Raw genomic sequence first — 16,001 nt, forward strand, 5'->3', positions numbered from 1 at the left:
ACGCCGCGCGCAATCGGCCCGACAATGTCGAACGGGCGGCCTGCGGGAACAACGGAACGGATAACAAGGGACATGTCGGATCGACTGAAGACCGAGCGCGAGGCTGCGACCGCGCGGCGGAATTTGCTGACCCAGGATGCAATCGAGCGCACGGGGATCACCGAAGAGATGATCGGGGAACTCGTCACCCGCTTCTACGGGCGCGTGCGCGAGGATGAGCTGCTGGGGCCGGTGTTCGCGATCGTGCAGAATTGGGACGAGCACCTGGCCAAGCTCCGGGATTTCTGGTCGTCGGTCGTGCTGATGAGCGGCCGCTACCATGGTTCACCGATGCGGGCGCATATTCCACTGAACCTGATCGGGGATCATTTCGACCGCTGGCTCGATTTGTTCGAACAGACGGCGCGCGAGGTCTGCCCGCCGCCGGCAGCCGCGCTCTTCATCGACAGGGCGCGCCGCATCGCCGACAGTTTTGAGATGGCGTCGGCAACGTTGGCCGGACGTATCGCTGCGCCGCGTCACGTGCTCCGCTCCTAGAACACAAAACGCCTGCCTGAGAAATGCGCAGCCGCGCTGATGGCGCTACGATGGCGCCGAGCGTCGGCGCATTGCACCAATACCGGCAGCATTGATCTGATCTGCAAAATCATCATGCCGGTCGCGTAGCGTGACGTTGCAATTAGAAAAATGCGCGTAAATGCGCGTGTTCGCGTTCAATCAGTGCGAGCATAACCATGTGATGCACTGCGGGAAAAAATCTTTGCCTTTTTTTCGGCAGAGTTCCAGCGCCTGCTTGCGGGCATGTCGCGTGCATCGTTCAACACATCCTCTTCATCCTCCGACAACACAGCGGAATCCGACGCTGACACCTGCACGGAGCAAACCCGGCGGGCGCTGTTGATGAATGCGCTGGCCACCACGGCGTGCCTCGCCTGTTCCACGCAGGTCCACGCGGGCGAGGATGCGCCCGGCTCCGACGAACGGCCTCAGAAGGGCGATCTGCTCGTGTTCTCCGAAGGCGATCAGGAGGGAAAGCCCGTCACCGCGGCCGCTCTGTCGGCCGGCGGACCGCCGGTGCATGCCTGGCCGAAAGATCCGAAGACATCGGTCGTGCGCAGCGCCTCGCGCCTCAATGAGATTCTGATCATCCGCCTTGACCCCACCGAGCTCGACGAGCAGACGAAAGCGCGCGCTGTCGACGGCATCCTCGCCTATTCGGCAATCTGCTCGCATGCCGGCTGTCCTGTCACGGCCTGGGTGAAGAGCGATGTCGGCGACAAGGAAGTGCTCAAATGCATGTGCCACAACTCCGAATACGATCCTCGCGCGGGCGCACAGGTCGTGTTCGGGCCGGCGCCGCGACGGCTCGCTGCGCTGCCGCTGGCGCTGGCGCTGGCTGACGGCTCGCTCAGCGTCGCCGGAAACTTCATCGGAAAGGTAGGTGGCGCGCAGCCGGGATGATGGGCGTGCGGGTTGTGCCCGCGTCACGAGAGGCCGCATCCGCCGATTGGCGGACGACGGGACGAACGACAAGAATTCAAAACAAGAATTCAAACGGATAAAAAAGGGGAACGTCCATGACCAGGAAGCAATGGTTACTGTCCGGCTTCGTCGCCTTCACGTGTCTTGCATCGACCGCCGCCATGTCAGGCCCGATCGAGAACTACGCGCCGGTTACCGCGCAGCGGTTGGAAAACCCGGAGCCCGCCAACTGGATGCTTTACCGGCGGACCTATGACGGGCAGGGCTACAGCCCGCTCGACCAGATCAACACCTCGAATGTGAAGAACCTCACCCCGGTCTGGACTTTCGCGACCGGTGTGGTCGAAGGTCACGAGGCGCCGCCGATCGTCAACAACGGCGTGATGTTCGTGGCGACCCCGATGGGCCAGGTGATCGCGCTGAACGCCAAGACCGGCGACGAATATTGGCGCTACAAGCGGCAGCTCCCCGACGACCTGTTCCAGTTGCATCCGACCAGTCGCGGCGTCGGCCTCTGGGAGGACAAGCTCTATCTGGCCACCACCGACGACCATGTCGTCGCGCTCGACGCCAAGACCGGCAAGGTGGTGTGGGACACCAAGGTTCAGGATTACAAGAAGGGCCAGTACATGACCCTGATGCCGCTGATCGTCGACGGCAAGGTCATCGTGGGCGGCTCCGGCGGCGAGTTCGGCGTGCGCGGCTATGTCGCCGCCTATGACGCCAAGGACGGCAAGGAGCTCTGGCGGACCTATACGATTCCGGGCGAAGGCGAACCCGGCCACGACACCTGGCAGGGCGAGGACTGGAAGAACGGCGGCGGCTCGGCCTGGATGACCGGCAATTACGACAAGGACACCAAGACGATCTATTGGGGCGTAGGCAACGCCGCGCCCTGGCCCGGCGAGATGCATCCGGGCGACAATCTCTATACCTCGTCGGTGCTCGCGCTCGATCCGAACACCGGCAAGATCAAGACCTATCATCAGTATCACCAGAACGATTCCTGGGATTGGGATGAGGTCGAAGCGCCGATGTTGATCGACCTGCAACGCGACGGTCGCAACATCAAGAGCCTGGTCCATCCGGGACGCGATGCGATCTTCTGGATACTCGAGCGCACGCCGACCAAGATCAACTACGTCGCCGGTTGGCCGTTCGTCTCCACCGACGTCTGGAAGGGCATCGACGCCGAGAGTGGCAGGCCGATCGTCGATCCCGCGCACAAGCCGATGGTCGGCAAGCGCGTGGAGTTCTGTCCGTCGCTGTGGGGCGGCAAGGATTGGCCCTCGGCGGCCTACAGCCAGAAGACCGGCCTCGTCTACGTGCCCGCCAACGAGAATTTCTGCGGCGGGTTCACCGGCGAGAAGGTTCCGCTCAAGCCCGGCGAACTCTGGCTCGGCACCAAGCCGGAGGACATCGGGCTGAAGACGAAGCCCGGGGCGGATCATTTCGGCGAGCTCCAGGCCTGGGACCCCGTTACGGGCAAGAAGATGTGGCAACACAACTTCCCGAAATCGCAGCTGTTCGGATCGGTGACGGCGACCGCGGGCGATCTCGTCTTCGTGGGCGGCACCAACGACCGCAACTTCCGCGCCTTCAACGCCAAGAGTGGCGAGCTGCTGTGGGAGCAGAAGACCAACTCCGGTATCATGGGCATGCCGGTGTCCTATGAGATCGACGGTACGCAATACATCGCGATCCAGTCGGGATGGGGCGTGGATGCGCAGCGCATCCAGGATGCCCTCGTGACCAACAATATCGGCATCGAAGCCAACGTGCCGCAGGGCGGCGTGATCTGGGTGTTCGCGCTGAAGAAATAGGCTCCGCTGGCGGATCGAAAGAAGCGGAGTGTCAGGGGGCAAATGCGGCGGACGGCAACGTCCGCCGCATTTTGCGTGGGCGTTGTCCCTTCTTCCCCTGCGGGAGAAGGTGGCGCGAAGCGCCGGATGAGGGGTTCTATCCGCGCGTCTCAATGTGCGGACCCGCGCGGCATACCCCCCACCCACGCGTGATCGTGGCAACTGGCGTCGCTGCCCTCTCCCGCAAGGAAAGAGGGCACATCGATGCGCTTCGGCGAAGAAGTAGAGCCGATAATCGCGATGTCAAAACGCCGATGCTCAGATCGCTACTTCCCCTCGCGCTCGACCTTGTCCTTTTCCTTCTGGTTCATCTCGCGAACCTTGGGATCGGGATTGTGCTGCCCGGTAGTCTGGGTGGTCGAGGGCGGCGTGGCATTGGCGTTGGGCAGCGAGTTCTGGTCCGGCGTGCTGGGGCGCGTCGCCGTTGTCGGCGGCGTGGTGTTGCTCTGGGCGTATGCGCCAGTGGCCGTCAAAAGAAAGGCGCTCGACAGCAACGAGACTGCGAGCGCCTTTGGGATATGGGTCATCGATCTGCTCCTGTCAGATCGATGCAAACGGCGCGAGGCCGCCTTGTGTTCCCGCCTTTACGCTTCCAATTGCTTGCCGAGCGGAAGGCTGCGGATGCGCTTTCCGGTCGCGGCGAAGATGGCGTTCATCAGCGCCGGCGCGAATGGCGGGACGCCAGGCTCGCCCACGCCGCTCGGCGGCGTGTCGGGTCCTGGCGGCACGATGTAGACGTTGGTCACGGCAGGGGATTCGTCGATCCTGAGGACCTGGAAGTCGTCGAAGTTCTTCTGCTGCACCTTGCCGTCCTTGAAGGTGATCTCGCCGTATTTGGCGAGACTGAGCCCCATGATCGCCGCGCCCTCGATCTGGGAGGCGATGCGCTCGGGGTTGACATAGGTGCCGCAGTCGATGGCGGTGTCCACCCGCGGCACCGCCAGCTTGCCCTTGTCGTCGACGGCCACCTCGACGATGGTCGCGATATAGCTGACGAAGCTGCGGTGCACGGCGATGCCGAGGCCATGGCCCTTCGGCACTTGACGGCCCCATTCGCCCTTCTCGGCGACCAGCTCGACCACCTTGCGCAGGCGCGCGGTGTCGATCGGATAGCTGTCCAAGGGCTCGCCGTAGTTCCACATGTCCTTCACGGCGGGCTTGACGATGCGCGGGCTCCCGATCAGCGCGAGCAGCGTCTCCTTCTGGTCGCGGCCGGTCGCATGGGCGATCTCGCCCACCATCGACTGGACCGCGAAGGCGCGCGGGATGTTCGAGACCGAGCGGAACCAGCCGATGCGGGTGAACGCCGCGGCTTCCGGGTTCTCGCAGGAGATGTTAGCGATCTCGAACGGCATGTCGACGAGGCCCATGCCGAGCTCGAAGGGCGCCTCATGCTTTGCACCCGCCGCGAACGTCGAGGCGATGCTCGGGGCCACGCTGCGATGGCGCCAGGCGATCACCTTGCCGCTCTTGTCGAGCCCCGCCTCGATCCGTTCCACGGAGACCGTGTGCAGGAAATCGTGGCGGACGTCGTCCTCGCGCGTCCACTGCACCTTGACGGGTACGCCGAGCTCCTTCGACAGCAACGCGGCCTCGAGCGCAAAGTCGCATTTCGACTTGCGGCCGAAACCGCCGCCGAGCAGCGTGACGTTGACGGTGACATTGCCCTCGGGAATGCCGAGCGTCTTCGCGACGTCCTCGCGCGTACCGCCCGGGCTTTGCACCGGCGCCCAGATCTCCGCCTTGTCGCCCTTGACGTCGGCGACCGCCACCGGCGGCTCCATGCTGACATGAGCAAGATGCGGCAGATAATATTCGCCGACGACGACCTTGTCGGCGCCCTTCAGAGCAGCCTCGGCATCGCCTTCCTGGCGCACCACAAGGCCCGGCTTGCGCGAGGCCTCCTCGAGCTCCTTGCGGTAGGCGACGGAATCGTATTTGCCGTTGGCGCCATCGTCCCAGGTCAGCTTCAGCGCGTCGCGACCCTTGATCGCCGCGCCGGTATTGCGCGCGATCACGGCAACGCCGCCGAGCGGCTGGAATTTCGACGGCCACGGCCAGCCGCGCACCTCCATCACCTTTTCGACACCGGGGACCTTCAACGCCGCGTCCGGATCGAACGAGACCAACTTGCCGCCGGTCACCGGCGGGCGCGCGATCACGGCATACTTCATGCCAGGCAGCCGCACGTCGGCGCCGTAACGCGCTTTGCCGGTGGTGATGTCATGGAGATCGACGATGCCGATCTGGCCCTTGCCGAGATAGCGGAAGTCCTTGGGGTCCTTCAGCTTGAGCCCTTCGATGCTCGGGACCGACTCCTTGGCAGCGTCGGCTGCGAGCTCGCCGAACCCGAGCTTGCGGCTCGTCGCGCTGTGGACGACTTCGTGATTGACGGCCTTGACCTCGGTTGCCGGCACACCCCAGCGTTTCGCGGCGGCCTGCTCAAGCATGGTACGGGCGGAGGCACCGATCTGGCGCATCGGCATCAGATAATGCCGCGTGCTGCGCGAGCCGTCGGTGTCCTGGTTGCCGAACTTGACCTCGTCGCCATGGGCCTGTTCCACCTTGACCCGTGACCAGTCGGCTTCCATCTCCTCGGCCACGATCAGCGGCAGGCTGGTGCGCACGCCCGTTCCCATCTCGGCGCGGTGGGCGAGGATGGTGACGGTGCCGTCGGGCGCGACCGCGACGAATACGCGCGGATCGACCACGACGCCGTGCGGCATCTTGCCGGCGCCGGTCTCGTAGGCGAACGCCTGGCGCGACATCACGGGCGCCGCGAGCACAAAGCCGCCGGTGATGCCGAGCCCCTTCAGGATGCTGCGGCGCGAAACCTTCTCGACCTTGATGTTCTTCTCGAAGCCACGAAGCTTCTTCGGGTTGTCGATGAAATTCATGTCACACTCCCGTCGATGCGAGATGGACCGCATTCTCGATGCGCTGGTAGCAGCCGCAGCGGCAGATGTTGCCGGACATCGCCTCGCGGATCTGGTCGTGCGACGGCTTCGGGTTGTCCATCAGCAGCGCAGCCGCCTGCATGATCTGGCCCGCCTGGCAGAAGCCGCACTGGGGTACGTTGACCTGACGCCAGGCCTTCTGCACCGGGTGATCGCCGTTCGGATGCAGTCCCTCGATCGTCGTGATCTCGCGGCCGGCGACGTCGTTGATCGACGTGATGCAGGCGCGCACGGCTTCCTTGTCGACGATAACGGTGCAGGCGCCGCACAGGGCCTGGCCACAGCCGAACTTGGTGCCGGTCAGCCCGGCCTCGTCGCGCAGGAACCAGAGTAGCGGGAGATCCGGGTCGCCGTCCCAGCTCTGTTCCTGGCCATTGATCTTCACCTTGATCATGATCGTCCCTCGCTCTTCATAAGCTTGCCGATTTCAGATTTTCCAGATGCCGGTCGGTGGAACGCCCGCTGCGCGGCGTCGCGTTCCAGCCGTCCTCCCGCGCGGGCAGATCCCGGCAGGACTCAGAGGAATGCCAATGTCATGTCCGGATGTGCTCGATACCTCCCGTCGTGTTCTTGATTATTGAATTTCGCGCGGCATCGTCACGACGCGATCGTAGCAGGATCGCTTCGGTCTGGCGTTCACAGCCAAGTGTTTTCCAATCAGCTGTTCTCGACGGGAAAAGATTGCAACGAAGGTTTGTCAAAAGCAGGGCGCCCCATCGCGCCGCGCGCCTCTCGAGATGGGCGCACTAAAAAAAGAGCTTCGTCCGCCAGAAGACCTGTGCGGACGAAGCAGGATGCCTCAGTCGAGGGAGGGAGAAACGCAGGCCGCGGACTTCAAGCCGGAAGCCGGCGGCCCTGCGCAGTCATTCAGAGACCAGGACTGAGGGAGTTGACGGTCCCCACACAAGTGCAGTTGAAAAGCGGCGGCATCGCCGCGATTGTCCCGGGCCGGCTCCGTCCGCTCGCTGGGTGTGGTGGAACGCGAGCGGACGGGGCGCAGCAAACGTCAGGCGACCTTTGCTCAGGCGGCCTTTGCTTAAGCGGCCTTGGCTTTCGCCACGTGGGTCGCGATCGCGTCCATCAGCGCCGGTGACAGGCAGTCATAGGGCTCAAGTCCAAGCTCCTTGAACCGAGCCCGTATTCCGCCCATCTGCTCCGGCTTCACGCCCGATTCGATCACCGACGAGACGAAGGCGGCGAATTGCGGCGCCTGCGAACCCTGCTCCTGGAACAGTTCGGGGTGGATGAAGTCGAGGCCGTAGAACGGGTGATCCTTGTTCTCGATGCGGCCGTACATGTGCGTGCCGCAGGCCTTGCAGGCGTAGCGCTGGATCGTCGCCGATGGATCGACGATCTGGAGCTTGTCGCCGTTCTCGAGCACGGTGACGTTCTGGCGGGGTACCACGGCGACGACGGAGAAATTCGCCCCCTGCGGTTTCCAGCACTTGGTGCAGCCACAGGCGTGATTATGCGCGACGTCGCCCTTGACGGCGACCTTGACCTGATGGTCCTTGCATTTGCATGCGAGCGTGCCGCCGGCGAAGCTGCCGCTGCCCTGTTTGATGCCGTTATCGATCGAGGGATGGAGTGCAACAGTCATGGGTCGATCCTCCTTGGGGTGACGCTTTTCGAACTAGAACACGACGACTGAACGGATGGACTTGCCCTCATGCATCAGGTCGAAGCCTTTGTTGATGTCTTCGAGCTTGAGCGTGTGGGTAATCATCGGGTCGATCTGGATCTTTCCGTTCATGTACCAGTCGACGATCTTCGGCACGTCGGTGCGGCCCCGCGCGCCGCCGAAGGCGGTGCCGCGCCAGTTTCGCCCGGTGACGAGCTGGAACGGGCGGGTCGCGATCTCCTTGCCGGATTCGGCAACGCCGATGATGATCGAGGTGCCCCAGCCGCGATGGCAGGCTTCCAGCGCCTGGCGCATCACTGTGGTGTTGCCGGTGCAGTCGAAGGTATAGTCGGCGCCGCCGTCGGTCAGGGTCACGAGATGCGGGACGATGTCGCCGGTGATCTTCTTGGGATTGACGAAGTCGGTCATGCCGAACCGGCGTCCCCATTCCTCCTTGGAGTCGTTGATGTCGACGCCGATGATCTTGTCCGCGCCAGCCATCTTGGCGCCCTGGATCACGTTCAGGCCGATGCCGCCGAGGCCGAACACGACCACGTTGGAGCCCGGCTCGACCTTGGCGGTGTTAACGACGGCGCCGACGCCCGTGGTGACGCCGCAGCCGATGTAGCAGCTCTTGTCGAACGGCGCGTCCTCGCGGATCTTGGCGACCGCGATCTCCGGCAGCACGGTGAAGTTCGAGAAGGTCGAGCAGCCCATGTAGTGGTAGATCGGCTTGCCTTTGTAGGAGAATCGGCTGGTACCATCGGGCATCACGCCTTTGCCCTGCGTCGCGCGGATCGCGGTGCAGAGGTTGGTCTTCTGGCTGAGGCAGCTTTTGCATTGCCGGCATTCCGGCGTGTAGAGCGGGATGACATGGTCGCCCGGCTTCACCGAGGTCACGCCAGCACCGATCTCGCGGATGATGCCCGCGCCCTCATGGCCCAGGATCGACGGGAAAATTCCCTCGCTGTCGAAGCCGTCGAGCGTGTAGGCGTCGGTATGGCAGATGCCCGTCGCCTTGATCTCGACCAGGACTTCGCCGACCTTTGGTCCTTCCAGATCGACTTCGACGATCTCGAGCGGCTTCTTGGCTTCGAAAGCGACGGCGGCACGTGTCTTCATCTTAAGCTCCTTAAATTCCAGCAGGGCGCCCAGATCCAGGTCCTGGTCGGGCTCCGCACGTTCATTTCTTGCCCATGCACGAATCTTCGTTCTTGGTATAGGCGTCGTTCTTGTCCTCGTGCTTGCCGGGTCTTGTGCGGCCCCAGGCCTCGTTGGAGCGGGCGCGCAGGTAGACGTAGAGATCGTCCATGTAGCAGGCGACGTTCGGGTTATCGCCGAAGGCCGGCATCACGTTCTCTGCAGCAGTCGAGATGTTCTTGCGGCCGGAGGCGACGACGCCGAGAAAATCGGCATAGCTCATCGTCTTCAGCGAATCCTTCAACGCCGGGGCGTAGGTCGAGCCCATGCCGTCCGGGCCGTGACACACATGGCAATCCGAGTGATAGCGGCGGTATCCGGAATAGGTGTACCAGTCGACGGATCCGTCGGTGATCTTGTAGGTTGGGTTGCCTTCCTTGTCGGACCATTCGCCGGTTTCGTTCTGCTTGACGGCAGTCGGGTCACCTGATCCGTCAGCGACGGCAATTCCCCCGGACGCGACCAAGAACATCGCAGCAATGGCAGAGCAGATTTTACGCAAGAGATTTTCCTCGGAAGGCATTCGGTGAGACGAGCCGGCGCGTGGAGTTGATCCACGCGCCGGAGCGATGCTGAGAGGCCTAGTTGGGCAGCGAGAACACGGTCAGCGTACCGCCGAGTGCCGTGTAGTTGCTGAGCGCCGCGTAGCCACCGACGGCGCCGAGACCGGCGGTCGGATCGGTCAGGCCTGCCGCCAGACCGATGCCGGCCCAGCCGCCCACGCCGGAGAGCACTGCGACATACTGCTTGCCGCCGTTCTCATAGGTGGTGACGTTGCCGATGATGCCGGAGGGAGTCTTGAACTTGTAGAGCTCCTTGCCGGTCTTGGCGTCGACTGCCTTCAGGTAGCCTTCGAGCGTTCCGTAGAACACCACGTTGCCCGCGGTTGCGAGCGCACCCGACCAGACCGAGAACTGCTCCTTGTTCGACCAGACGATCTTGCCGGTCTTGCCGTCCCAGGCGATGAAGTTGCCCATGTGGGTTTCACCCTGTGGCGGATACATCGAGAGCGTTGCGCCCACGTAGGGCTGACCCGCGGTGTAGCTCACCTTGAACGGTTCGTAGTCCATGCAGACGTGGTTGGTCGGAACGTAGAACAGCTGCGTGTCCGGCGAGTAGGCTGCCGGCTGCTCGTCCTTGGTGCCGAGCGCGGCCGGGCAGATGCCCTTCACGTTGTGGTCCTCGCCCGCCTTGTCGGTCGAAGCTGCATCGAGCACCTTCGGGCGGCCGTAGGTCGGCGAGTTCTTGTCCATGTCGACGCCGGAGGTCCAGTTCACCTTCGGATCGTACTTTTCGGCGACCAGAAGCTCACCGGTGGCGCGATCGAGCGTGTAGCCGAGGCCGTTACGATCGAAATGCGTCAGCAGCTTGCGCGGCTGGCCGTTGATGGCCTGGTCCGAGAGGATCATCTCGTTGACGCCGTCATAGTCCCACTCGTCGTGGGGCGTCATCTGATAAACCCACTTGGCCTGGCCGGTGTCAGGGTTGCGAGCCCAGATCGTCATCGACCATTTGTTGTCGCCGGGACGCTGCTTCGGATTCCAGGTCGAGGGATTGCCCGACCCGTAATAGACGAGGTTCAGCTCGGGGTCGTAGGAGATCCAGCCCCAGGTGGCGCCGCCGCCGATCTTCCACTGATCGCCTTGCCAGGTCTTCAGGCTCGAGTCCTTGCCGACCGGCTTGCCGAGTGCGGTGGTCTTCTCTGCGTCGACCAGGATCTGATCGTCCGGTCCTTCAGAGTAGCCGCGCCAAGCCAGCTTGCCCGTCTTGATGTCGTAGGCGGTCATATGGGCTTGAACACCGAACTCGCCGCCGGAGATGCCGATCAGCACCTTGTCCTTGACGACCATGGGGGCCGAAGTACCGGTCTCGCCCTTGCTGGCGTCGCCGTTCTTCGCGGTCCATGCCACCTGACCGCTCTTGGCATCGAGCGCGACGAGCGTGGTGTCGGCCTGATGCAGGAAGATCTTGCCGTCGCCATAGGCCAGGCCGCGGTTGACCGTGTCGCAGCACATCACTGGGATTACGTTCGGATCCTGCTTCGGCTCGTACTTCCAGACGATCTTGTTCTCATTGGAAAGGTCAATAGCGTAGACCTTGTTTGGGAACGGCGTGTGGACGTACATCATGTTGCCGATGATCAGCGGGCCGCCTTCGTGGCCGCGCAGCACGCCGGTCGAGAAGGTCCAGGCGACCTGGAGCTTGCCTACGTTTTGTGCGTTGATCTGGTTCAGCTTGGAATAGCGGGTGTTGGCGTAGTCGCCGGTCGGCATCACCCAGTCTTTCGGGTTCTGCGACATCTTGAGCACTTCGTCGTTGGCCGACGCGCTGCCGACGGCGAGAGCCGCCGCGGAGCCAAGATAGGCCGCGAGTAGTACCTTGCGCATAGTCATTCCTCCATTGGTCTCGTTTATTGTTTCCGAAGCATTGCTTAATCGCCGGGCTTTTCGTCCGGCGTCTGCTCGTGCAGGGCGGTCACGATTGGGACCAGAAACGATGCTGTGGTGTTTCCTCCTCCTGATGAGAGCCACGGGTCCACGTGCGGAGCGGCCCGTTCTTGTTGTTCCTGATACAATCCCTAACGACTTCGTCATCGGGAAACTTGCCCAAGAGAGAAGCTGGTTTGCTTGACAGCGCACGGGTCGGAAGTTTTTGATTTTGCAGTAGCGAATTCAGCGGCTTCCGCAACGCTTTGGCAGCGCCTTCACCGCTCAGGTTCCCCTTGACGGCGCTGCAACTAAGGCGGAGGATTAACTTACAAGGGTGGCAATGGAACGATGGCGCTCGTTCTAGAAGATCGCTCAAAATCGAGGTAAACGTCACGCAATCACGGTTCAGGGCTCCGGCAGCGCGGCTCGCGATTCGCGTCAAATCTCCGGATCAAACCAGTGGCTGGATTAATGTCCGACACGATTCACACGCTCTCGACGACGGGCATGACGCCGAAACGTCAGATCCAAAGCTGGATCGACGGGCTGACCAGCCTGTGTGGGCATTTCGACGTCGATCCGCTGGAAGCGTCTTCGCTCGAAGGCCGCATCGACTACACCAGCGTCTCGCGTCTGAAGCTCTGCCAGATCGAGGTCAGCCAACATCGCATCGCGCACACGCTGGCGCGCGCCAAGGCCAATGAACACCCGTATATCAAGATCCACTTCCAGACTTACGGCGTGTCCTATTTCGAGCAGGAAGGCCGCCACATCGAGCTGAACCCGGGCGACATCATCGCCTATGACGTCTCCTGTCCGCATTCGATCATCAGTCCCGCTTTCACGCGCCATGACGTGGTGATCGTGCCGAAGGCGCTGCTGCGCGACCGTGGATTCCCGTCGCAGCGAATGCCCGCCTGCAAATTGACCTCACGCACGGGGACGGGGCGCATCGCCCATGATTTCGTCCATGCGACCTTCGACGAGGCGGCCAAGCTGTCGGCGAACAGTGCGGTCGGCGTCGCCGATTCGCTGATCGACCTCTTGCTGCTGCCGCTGCGCGAGGCCGACACGATGCTCGATCGCGTCGGACCCGAAGCGACCTATGTGCGCGCGCAATTCTTCATCCGCGAGCATTTGCGCGATCCGGATCTGTGCATCGACCAGATCTCCGGCGAACTGGGCTGCTCCAAGCGTTATCTGCACATGCTGTTCTCGGAGCGCGGCACCACGGTGAGCGACTACATCTGGCAGGCGCGTCTTCAGAATTGCCGCCAGGAGCTCGAGGCCCACGCCGGCAAGACCATTACCGACGTCGCGTTCTCCTGGGGCTTCTCCAGCTCATCGCATTTCAGCCGGGTGTTCCGGAAATATTTCGGCGTAGTGCCGTCCTCGATCCACAAGGCGCAACAGGGCGCGGTTGCGGCGGACGAGCACTAGGCAAACGCCAGGTTCGGAGTCGACGCGACGGTTGACCGTCACGCGCCCGCGATGTCTCTCATGCCGATATGGCGATGTAGGGAATGCTGGTCAGGAGAGCGACGAGCAACACCGCGTTGCCCAGCATTCCACTCCAATGCAGTCGGCGTAGCCGGCGCGGGGCCTCGGCATCGCCGGCGTCCCTGGCGCTGAGCTGTTCGTCCATCTGTTGCATGAACCAGCGGCGCCCATAGATCGCCAAGGCTGCAAGGAGGCCAACGCCCATCGCTGCGACCAGACGACCGTCGAGCAGGAAAGCGACCGCTCCGATGATTCCGGCAACGCGCATCACCAGAAAATGCGCATTGAACATTCCGCGCAAAAGCTGGGCGACGGGCTGGATATCCAGCTTCACCAGCAGGAAGGCCGGAGACGCCAGGGTGAAATAGCCCATCGGAAAGAGTAGGATGATCATGACGGCTACGGCAACGCCATCCGGTGTCATGGGATCGGCCTTTCTCGTCCGCGCCGGCGAGACCTTCCCGCCAGCGTCGCACAATCATAGCGGGAAAATGCGCTTCCGGCACTAGGCTTTGGTCGGATGCCGCGCTGCGAAGGGCGTCATGCCTCGCGGTTCAGGCGGGTTCGAGGCCGAGCGATCGCGCGCTCTCGATCCAGATCGGCAGCTCGCGCTGATACAGGGCGTTGGTTTCCTTGAAGCCGATCGCGGGTTCGAGCACGAACGTGTTGAGAACCTCCTTCACCTTCGGATCGCTGTTGGCAGCGACGCAAAGCTCCGCCAGGCGGTCCACGACCGGCTGCGGTGTCGCTTTCGGCACGGCCCAACCGGAGAAGCCGCTGACGGTGAAGAATTTCGACGTCGCGCCCTGCTCGGGGAGGGTCTTGATATCAGGGATGGCGTCGACCTTCTTCGAATGCACCGCGAACACGGTGCCGCGATCGCTTTGCAAGACCGATTGCGCTGCGGTGTAGCTGCCCATGGCCACATCGAGCGTACCTTCCAGCATGCCCGTCCACATCGGGGCTTCGCCGCGATAGTGGATCGGCTCGATGGCAAGGCCATACTGCTTGTTGAGCTCGTGGACCGTCATATGCGGGGCCGAGCCCGCGCTATAGGTGCCGAAGTTGACCTTGCCGCTCTTGCGCGCAAAGGCGACGAAATCCTCCAGCGTCTTGACGCCGGTTTTCGGGTTCGCCACCAGCAACAGGCCGGCGCCCGGAATGACGCTGACCAGCGTCAAATCCTTGTCCATGTCGTAGCCGGGAGTCTTCATCACCACCCGGTTCATGATGTAGGTGGTCGAGATCGAGCACAGGATTGTGTGGCCGTCGGGCTCTGCGCGGGCGACCTCCGCCGTCCCGATCGCGCCGGCGGCACCGGGCTTGTTCTCGACGACGACGGTCTTTCCGACCTGCTTGGCAATGAATTCACCATAGGCGCGCGCGAGCAGATCGGTCTGTCCGCCGGCGGGATAGCTGCAAATCATGCGGATCTGCCGCGATGGCCACGCAGCCTGCGCCGAGGCGCCACGCGAGACGAAAGGCATCGCGAGTGTGGTGGTGCCGGCGGCGATGAAGCGGCGGCGATCGAGTTTTGCGGACATGATTCTCTCCCGGGTTGTCGCCGACGGTACTGCATCGGGTCGCCTCTGCCATGGGTGGCTGGCGAGACAGATTGGCGCATTCGAAGGGCCGCGCTGGGTGCGCCAGCTGTCCACTAGCGCTGAATGATCTTCAACCAGACGTCGCCAAGGATCGCAGGCTCCCGCGGCGGCAGATAGCTCAGCCCCGCCTGTGTGCCGAATTCGGCGATCTTGCCCTCGGCAGCAAGCCCGGTCAGCGCCTTGTTGACGGCGTCGAGCAGTGCGGGATCGCTGGCCAGCCCGACATAGCCGCGATTGGCCCCGATCGGATAGTAATAGCCGGACGCGGTGATCGCCGTGTCGGGGTGCGCGGCGCGATGGGCGTCGAAGCGGCCGAGGTCGATCAGCGTCGCGTCATAATCGCCACGGGCAAGTGCGCCGAGGAGATCATCGCGGCCGGGGACGAGATGCGTGATGTCGTCGATCAGGCGCCCCTTGTCGAAGGTCATGAGGATCGCATCGCCGAGCGAGCCGCTCTCGATGACGAGGCGCAGGCCGGCGAGATCTCCGATATCGCCGATGTTGCGACCCCGCGCCTTCGGCCCGAGCACGACCGTCATCGGCGAGTAGACATAGGGCTGGCTCGGCGCGAGCACGCCGAGCGCGACGCGGCGGCGCCTGTCGTCGCGCGTGGCGCCGGCAAAATCCGGCAGGCGCGCCGTTTTCATGCCGGGCTTGACGAGGGAGTCTGTCGTCAGCGCGTAGCCGCCGACGAGCGAGCAGCGTCCGTCGGACAGCAGCGCATTGGCCTCGAGCTGCGGGCTCGAATCCTCGTCCAGCTTGCTCTCGAACCACTGGATCGTGAGCGGTCGTCCGAGCCGATCGGCGATCGCTTGTGCCAGCAACACGTCGAAACCCGAGCCCGGCTTGCCCTTGTGATGCACCGAGAGCGGCGGCCTGTCCTCGTCGAGGCAAATCTTGAGCGGATCGTCGGCCGCGCGTGCAGTGGCGGCCGTCGCCGCGAGGATCGCGGCAATGCTCCAAGCGGCCAGCCAGCGCCTCATGGTTTTCTCCGGCTCGAGATGAAGGCCCAGAGATTCCCGATCTCCTCGTCGCTGAGAATGTCGGCCCAGGGCGGCATCTTGTTGTTCTTGCCGTTCTTCACGGTGGTGACGAAGCGCGTCTTGTCGTCGGGGAAGGCGCGCAGGTCCGGCGTGATGGTGCCGGGGTTCATCATGTTGGGGCCGTGGCAGTGCGAGCATTTCTCGGCATAGGTCGACTTGCCGTGGTCGATCTGCGCCTGCACAGGATTGCCGGTTGAATCATCCGCGGCACGAACGGTCGCCGCAAGCGCGACCGTCAGCACCGCGACGGTGGCGAGGATCGCCACCGTCCTGTACGTCACCTCTTTCAGCATCGTGCCGTGG

At 63.3% G+C, this 16,001-nt stretch carries 15 protein-coding genes; 4 read left to right on the forward strand and 11 right to left on the reverse strand.

The features are described 5' to 3' along the window. Positions 1-72 precede the first annotated feature (72 nt). The 3 genes from ACIPUD_RS02850 to ACIPUD_RS02860 all read left to right on the forward strand — a co-directional run bounded on the left by ACIPUD_RS02850 (position 73) and on the right by ACIPUD_RS02860 (position 3,305). Positions 73-537 (forward strand): group III truncated hemoglobin, encoded by a 465-nt coding sequence (locus tag ACIPUD_RS02850; protein ID WP_085350559.1) that lies wholly within the window; start codon positions 73-75, stop codon positions 535-537. A 264-nt stretch (positions 538-801) separates the two neighbouring features. Continuing rightward, entirely contained in the window at positions 802-1,461 is a 660-nt protein-coding gene (locus tag ACIPUD_RS02855) for a QcrA and Rieske domain-containing protein (protein ID WP_446480078.1), read from the forward strand. 116 nt (positions 1,462-1,577) lie between these two features. Next, complete coding sequence (locus ACIPUD_RS02860; RefSeq protein WP_018460311.1) at positions 1,578-3,305, forward strand: methanol/ethanol family PQQ-dependent dehydrogenase; 1,728 nt, start codon at positions 1,578-1,580, stop codon at positions 3,303-3,305. 305 nt (positions 3,306-3,610) lie between these two features. Here the strand turns inward: ACIPUD_RS02860 and ACIPUD_RS02865 are convergent, their stop codons facing one another. The 7 genes from ACIPUD_RS02865 to xoxF5 all read right to left on the reverse strand — a co-directional run bounded on the left by ACIPUD_RS02865 (position 3,611) and on the right by xoxF5 (position 11,509). Then, positions 3,611-3,871: a hypothetical protein gene (locus tag ACIPUD_RS02865; protein ID WP_018460310.1), complete on the reverse strand. Its 261-nt coding sequence runs from the start codon at positions 3,869-3,871 to the stop codon at positions 3,611-3,613. Positions 3,872-3,928: 57 nt separating this feature from the next. After that, positions 3,929-6,241, reverse strand: a complete 2,313-nt coding sequence (locus ACIPUD_RS02870) for a xanthine dehydrogenase family protein molybdopterin-binding subunit (protein WP_085384846.1) — start codon at positions 6,239-6,241, stop codon at positions 3,929-3,931. Position 6,242: 1 nt separating this feature from the next. Then, a complete protein-coding gene (locus tag ACIPUD_RS02875; RefSeq protein WP_007601363.1) occupies positions 6,243-6,695 on the reverse strand; it encodes a (2Fe-2S)-binding protein in 453 nt (150 codons plus the stop codon). A gap of 642 nt (positions 6,696-7,337) precedes the next feature. Beyond that, a complete protein-coding gene (gfa, locus tag ACIPUD_RS02880; RefSeq protein ID WP_018460308.1) occupies positions 7,338-7,901 on the reverse strand; it encodes an S-(hydroxymethyl)glutathione synthase in 564 nt (187 codons plus the stop codon). 33 nt (positions 7,902-7,934) lie between these two features. Continuing rightward, complete coding sequence (locus ACIPUD_RS02885) at positions 7,935-9,044, reverse strand: S-(hydroxymethyl)glutathione dehydrogenase/class III alcohol dehydrogenase (protein WP_018460307.1); 1,110 nt, start codon at positions 9,042-9,044, stop codon at positions 7,935-7,937. A gap of 61 nt (positions 9,045-9,105) precedes the next feature. Beyond that, on the reverse strand, positions 9,106-9,594 hold the full coding sequence (locus tag ACIPUD_RS02890; RefSeq protein WP_007601366.1) for a c-type cytochrome, methanol metabolism-related: 489 nt from the start codon (positions 9,592-9,594) through the stop codon (positions 9,106-9,108). Between the two features lie 109 nt (positions 9,595-9,703). Continuing rightward, positions 9,704-11,509, reverse strand: coding sequence for a lanthanide-dependent methanol dehydrogenase XoxF5 (gene xoxF5, locus ACIPUD_RS02895; protein ID WP_018460306.1), 1,806 nt, complete (start codon positions 11,507-11,509; stop codon positions 9,704-9,706). A 513-nt stretch (positions 11,510-12,022) separates the two neighbouring features. On the opposite strand from xoxF5, the gene ACIPUD_RS02900 reads away from it, so the two are divergent. After that, positions 12,023-12,991, forward strand: coding sequence for a helix-turn-helix domain-containing protein (locus tag ACIPUD_RS02900; protein WP_007601369.1), 969 nt, complete (start codon positions 12,023-12,025; stop codon positions 12,989-12,991). A gap of 58 nt (positions 12,992-13,049) precedes the next feature. Here ACIPUD_RS02900 and ACIPUD_RS02905 read toward each other — a convergent pair whose 3' ends face one another. The 4 genes from ACIPUD_RS02905 to ACIPUD_RS02920 form a co-directional block, all read right to left on the reverse strand. Further along, positions 13,050-13,475 (reverse strand): hypothetical protein, encoded by a 426-nt coding sequence (locus tag ACIPUD_RS02905; RefSeq protein WP_085350671.1) that lies wholly within the window; start codon positions 13,473-13,475, stop codon positions 13,050-13,052. A gap of 130 nt (positions 13,476-13,605) precedes the next feature. After that, positions 13,606-14,595 (reverse strand): Bug family tripartite tricarboxylate transporter substrate binding protein, encoded by a 990-nt coding sequence (locus tag ACIPUD_RS02910; RefSeq protein ID WP_085384845.1) that lies wholly within the window; start codon positions 14,593-14,595, stop codon positions 13,606-13,608. 113 nt (positions 14,596-14,708) lie between these two features. After that, complete coding sequence (locus ACIPUD_RS02915) at positions 14,709-15,638, reverse strand: substrate-binding periplasmic protein (protein WP_247565373.1); 930 nt, start codon at positions 15,636-15,638, stop codon at positions 14,709-14,711. After that, complete coding sequence (locus ACIPUD_RS02920; protein WP_247475188.1) at positions 15,635-15,991, reverse strand: c-type cytochrome; 357 nt, start codon at positions 15,989-15,991, stop codon at positions 15,635-15,637. Before ACIPUD_RS02920 ends, ACIPUD_RS02915 begins: the two co-directional genes overlap by 4 nt. Between the last annotated feature and the right edge of the window lie 10 nt (positions 15,992-16,001).

The organism is Bradyrhizobium sp. CAR08, from assembly GCF_052871955.1.

Excerpts from the sequence above, each read along its gene's own strand:
- ACIPUD_RS02910 (WP_085384845.1), bottom strand. The coding sequence starts at position 14,595 with ATGTCCGCAAAACTCGATCGCCGCCGCTTCATCGCCGCCGGCACCACC.
- gfa (WP_018460308.1), bottom strand. The coding sequence starts at position 7,901 with ATGACTGTTGCACTCCATCCCTCGATCGATAACGGCATCAAACAGGGC.
- ACIPUD_RS02915 (WP_247565373.1), bottom strand. The coding sequence starts at position 15,638 with ATGAGGCGCTGGCTGGCCGCTTGGAGCATTGCCGCGATCCTCGCGGCG.
- ACIPUD_RS02850 (WP_085350559.1), top strand. The coding sequence starts at position 73 with ATGTCGGATCGACTGAAGACCGAGCGCGAGGCTGCGACCGCGCGGCGG.
- xoxF5 (WP_018460306.1), bottom strand. The coding sequence starts at position 11,509 with ATGCGCAAGGTACTACTCGCGGCCTATCTTGGCTCCGCGGCGGCTCTC.
- ACIPUD_RS02875 (WP_007601363.1), bottom strand. The coding sequence starts at position 6,695 with ATGATCAAGGTGAAGATCAATGGCCAGGAACAGAGCTGGGACGGCGAC.
- ACIPUD_RS02905 (WP_085350671.1), bottom strand. The coding sequence starts at position 13,475 with ATGACACCGGATGGCGTTGCCGTAGCCGTCATGATCATCCTACTCTTT.
- ACIPUD_RS02890 (WP_007601366.1), bottom strand. The coding sequence starts at position 9,594 with ATGTTCTTGGTCGCGTCCGGGGGAATTGCCGTCGCTGACGGATCAGGT.
- ACIPUD_RS02900 (WP_007601369.1), top strand. The coding sequence starts at position 12,023 with ATGTCCGACACGATTCACACGCTCTCGACGACGGGCATGACGCCGAAA.
- ACIPUD_RS02885 (WP_018460307.1), bottom strand. The coding sequence starts at position 9,044 with ATGAAGACACGTGCCGCCGTCGCTTTCGAAGCCAAGAAGCCGCTCGAG.
- ACIPUD_RS02870 (WP_085384846.1), bottom strand. The coding sequence starts at position 6,241 with ATGAATTTCATCGACAACCCGAAGAAGCTTCGTGGCTTCGAGAAGAAC.
- ACIPUD_RS02860 (WP_018460311.1), top strand. The coding sequence starts at position 1,578 with ATGACCAGGAAGCAATGGTTACTGTCCGGCTTCGTCGCCTTCACGTGT.
- ACIPUD_RS02865 (WP_018460310.1), bottom strand. The coding sequence starts at position 3,871 with ATGACCCATATCCCAAAGGCGCTCGCAGTCTCGTTGCTGTCGAGCGCC.
- ACIPUD_RS02920 (WP_247475188.1), bottom strand. The coding sequence starts at position 15,991 with ATGCTGAAAGAGGTGACGTACAGGACGGTGGCGATCCTCGCCACCGTC.
- ACIPUD_RS02855 (WP_446480078.1), top strand. The coding sequence starts at position 802 with ATGTCGCGTGCATCGTTCAACACATCCTCTTCATCCTCCGACAACACA.